General features: G+C 70.8%; 4 protein-coding genes. 2 read left to right on the top strand and 2 right to left on the bottom strand.

Annotated features, from left to right (window positions below; translation table 11 throughout):
• Both ABNT58_RS20145 and rpiA read right to left on the bottom strand, forming a co-directional pair.
• Window positions 1-1,748: alpha/beta fold hydrolase (locus tag ABNT58_RS20145; RefSeq protein ID WP_348755201.1), on the bottom strand; the 1,748-nt coding region annotated here is incomplete at its 3' end.
• Between the two features lie 22 nt (window positions 1,749-1,770).
• Entirely contained in the window at window positions 1,771-2,430 is a 660-nt protein-coding gene (rpiA, locus tag ABNT58_RS20150; protein WP_348755202.1) for a ribose-5-phosphate isomerase RpiA, read from the bottom strand.
• 58 nt (window positions 2,431-2,488) lie between these two features.
• Here rpiA and ABNT58_RS20155 point away from each other — a divergent pair, with 58 nt between their 5' ends.
• Window positions 2,489-3,547 carry a quinone-dependent dihydroorotate dehydrogenase gene (locus ABNT58_RS20155; RefSeq protein WP_348755203.1) on the top strand — a complete coding sequence of 353 codons (1,059 nt, stop codon included), beginning with the start codon at window positions 2,489-2,491 and terminating at the stop codon, window positions 3,545-3,547.
• Between the two features lie 47 nt (window positions 3,548-3,594).
• Window positions 3,595-4,046, top strand: a 452-nt coding sequence (locus tag ABNT58_RS20160) for a hemerythrin domain-containing protein (RefSeq protein WP_348755204.1), incomplete at its 3' end; no start/stop codon positions are given.

The following is a 4,046-nucleotide window of genomic DNA, read 5'->3' on the forward strand; positions in this document are numbered from 1 at the left end:
TCGCCCCAGAAGCGGCCGATCATGGCTTCGGCCGCTTCACGGCCGCCCACGTAGTCCGACTCGGTCAGGATCAGGTCGGGCAGGTGGGACACCCCCGCAAAGCTGATGGCGCAGCGGTATAGCTCGGGCGTTTTCACCGCGCCCATCAGCGCCGCATAACCGCCATAGCTGGCACCGACGATGCACACGCGCCCGCCATCGGCCACACGTTGGTCCACCGCCCACTTCAGCGCATCGGTCAGGTCGTCCTGCATCTCCAGGCCCCAGCGCTTGAGGCCCGCGGCCGCGAACTCGCTGCCATAACCGTCGGAGCCACGGAAGTTGACCTGCAGCACCGCCAGGCCGCGACTGGCCAGGAACTCGGTCCAGGCATCGAAGTCGGCGTCGTCGCGCGACTGCGGGCCACCGTGCGGCAGCAGCACCATCGGCAGCGGCTGCCCGCCGTCGCCCACACGCCGGCCCTGCGGCAGCGTGACGAAGAGGTTGAGCGGCAGGCCGTCGCGCGCCTTCACGGCCACCTGCTGCTTGCCCGCCAGTCTGGCCGGGTCCAGCTCGGGGTAGGTGTCGGCCACCAGCGCGATGGTGCCGGCCTCGCGGTCGCCATAGAAGTACTGGCCCGGCTGGCGGTTGCCGCTCGAGAACATCAGGAAGTGCTTGCCGTCCTGCGCGATGTTGAAGAGGCGGTTGGCGCGGCCGGGCAAGGCCTGGTTCAGGCCCTTTTGCAGCGCCTGCCAGGGCGGCGACCACAAGAAGCTGTCGCCGCCGTCGCCGCCGCTGTCGTCGCCCACCTCGCCGCCGGCCACGCCGAGCACCTCGCCGCTGCCGGGGGCCCGCAGCAACCCGCCATCCACGTCGTGCACCGGGTGCGCCACCATCAGCTGGCGCGGCAGCGCGGGGTCGTCCAGCCGCACCGCGAACACGGCGCGGCGGCCCTGGTGCAGCGCATTCACGTACAGCCGCTGCGGGTCGAGGTCGAAGCCCATCGGCCACACGGCCGCCTCGTCCCGCGCGGTCTTGAAGCGCCACAGCGTGCGCCAGGCGCCACCGTCCGGGCCGGCGGCCCGCACTTCCCAGCCCTGGATCTCGTCGTAGAACACGCCCGCACGCACCCGGTGCTGCGCATCGGCGATCCAGCGCCGCACGCCCTTGGCCGGCCCCAGCACCGTGCTACGGCCGCCGGTTTCCACGTTCAGCTTGACCACGCCGGCGGCATCGCGATCGACCTCAGGCTGTTGCAGCAGCACGTGAAGGCCATCGCCCGGCAACCAGTCGACCACCCGGTCCTGCACCTGCGCCATGCGCCGCCCCAGCGTGGCGCTGTTGGCGTTGCGTTCGGACCGGTTGAGGTCCAGCAGGTCGCCGCCATCGGCCTTGACCGACACCAGCCGTGTTTCCACGGTGCCGGTGAAGTAACGCTGGCCGGCAAAGCGCAGGCTCACCACCAGCCGCTCGTTGCCCACCCAGCGCGCCCAGTTGAAGTGCTGTCGGGTGTTGTCGGTGCTGAGCACCGGCACCAGCCGCCCGCCGGCCACCGGCCGCGTGGCCACCACGGTGGTGTCGCGCTGGTTGTAGAGCACCGCGATGCGCTGCCCGTCGGGTGACAGGCTCATGCCGCTGAGCAGCGGCAGCGCCGCGAAATCCGCCACGGGCGGGCGGGCCGCAGGCGCGGCTTCAGGTTGGGGCTGGGCCAGCAGGCTGGCCGGCAGGCCGAACCCCAACACAAACAGCCCCAGGGTCTTGTACAGCATCACAGCCTCCGGCTGAGTGGGATCAGAACTGCATCGTCCTCACGCCATCGGCGGTGCCCAGCAGGCACACGCTGGCCTTGTGGCGGGCAAAGATGCCCACGCTCACCACGCCCGGCCACTGGTTGACTTCGGTCTCCATCGCCAGCGGGTCGGTGATGGCCAGGCCGCGCACGTCGAGCAGCGGATGGCCGTTGTCGGTGATCACGCCCGGTCGCAGCGTGGCCTGGCCGCCCAGCGCCGCAAAGCGCCGCGTGACCTGGGCACTGGCCGAGGCGATGATTTCCACCGGCAGCGGAAAGCCGCCCAGCGTGCGCACCAGCTTCGACGCATCGGCGATGCAGATGAAGCGGTCGGCCAGGTCGGCCACCATCTTTTCGCGCGTGAGCGCGGCGCCGCCGCCCTTGATCATGTGGCCGCGGTGGTCGATCTCGTCGGCACCGTCTACGTACACCGGCAGGCGTTCCACGGTGTTGGCATCGAACACCGGAATGCCGTGGGCGCGCAGCCGCTCGGTGCTTTGCTCCGAGCTGGACACCGCGCCCGCGATCTGGCCCTTGATGGCGGCCAGCGCGTCGATGAACTTGTTGACCGTGGAGCCGGTGCCCACGCCCACGATGCTGCCGGGCACCACGTGCGCCAGCGCCGCCTGGCCGACGAGGGCCTTCAATTCGTCTTGGTTCATGCGCCGATTATCCAAGCCGCGACAGCCCGCCGCCCGCGCGCAACGGACAATAGTGACCATGATCCTTCCTTACGCCCTTCCCCGCGCGCTGCTCTTCGGCATGGACGCCGAGCGCGCGCATGAGCTGACGCTCGGCAGCATCGCCCGCCTGCAGAACACCCCCGCCCAATGCCTGTGGGCCCAGGCCCGCGTGGCCGATCCGGTCACCGTGGCCGGCCTGCGCTTTCCCAACCGCATCGGCCTGGCCGCCGGCCTGGACAAGAACGGCCGCTGCATCGACGGCCTGGGCGCAATGGGCTTCGGCTTCATCGAGGTGGGCACCGTCACGCCCAAGGGCCAGCCCGGCAACCCGCAGCCGCGCATGTTCCGGCTGCCGCAGGCCGAGGCGCTGATCAACCGCCTGGGCTTCAACAACGAAGGGCTGGACGCCTTCATCCGCAACGTGCGGCAGGCGCGCAGCTTCCGCGCCGCCGGCGGCGTGCTGGGCCTGAACATCGGCAAGAACGCCAGCACGCCCATCGAGCGCGCGGCCGACGACTACCTGGCCTGCCTGGAAGGCGTGTTCGCCCATGCCGACTACGTGACGGTGAACGTCAGCAGCCCCAACACGCAGAACCTGCGCTCGCTGCAAAGCGACGAGGCGCTGGACGCGCTGCTGAGCGTGCTGCAGGAGCGCAAGCAGGCGCTGGAAGCCGCGCAACCCGACCGCAGCCGCAAGGTGCCGATGTTCGTGAAGATCGCGCCCGACCTGGACGACACGCAGGTGCGGCTGATCGCCGGCACGCTGCGCCGCACGGGGGTGGACGGCGTGATCGCCACCAACACCACCATCGCCCGCGACGCGGTGCAGGGCCTGCCGCATGCGCAGGAAACCGGCGGCCTGTCGGGCCGGCCGGTGTTCGAGGCCAGCAACCGCGTGATTGCGGCGCTGCGCGCCGAGCTGGGCAGCGGCTTTCCCATCATCGGCGCGGGCGGCGTGATGAGCGGCGCCGACGCCCGCGCCAAGCTGGCGGCCGGGGCCGACCTGGTGCAGGTGTACACCGGCCTGATCTACCGCGGGCCGGCATTGGTGCGCGAAGCGGCGCTGGCGATGCGCGGGCCCATCGGCGCGGCTTGATCCAGATCAGCCCTGGGCATGGCCGGGCTGCCTACAGTGGCAGCACCATGCCCAAGACCGTCGACATCATCCGCCAGGAGCATGCTGCGCTCGCGGCCATGCTGCGATCCATCCTGCTGCTGCTGTCGCAGTCGCGGCGCGAGCAGGTGCTGCCCGACTTCGGCGCCCTGCGGGCCATGCTGTTCTACGTGGACGAGTTCCCGGAGCAGCGCCACCACCGCAAGGAGTCGGAGCTGCTGTTTCCCAAGCTGCGGGCCCGCACGCCGCTGTCGCGCGACCTGCTGGACGAGCTGGACCACCAGCATGCCCGCAGCGAGCGTGCTGTGCGCGAGGTGGAGCATGCGCTGCTGGGCTTCGAGATGATGGGCGAGGCCCGCCGCGGGCACTTCGAGCGCGCGGTGCAGTGGTACGTGGACCACTACCGCGCCCACATGGCGCTGGAAGAGCAGCAGATGCTGCCGCTGGCCGAACGGGTGCTGACCGCGGCCGACTGGGCCGA

Origin of the sequence: uncultured Aquincola sp., assembly GCF_964001545.1 — a bacterium.
In the GTDB taxonomy this organism is placed as follows: domain Bacteria; phylum Pseudomonadota; class Gammaproteobacteria; order Burkholderiales; family Burkholderiaceae_C; genus Aquincola.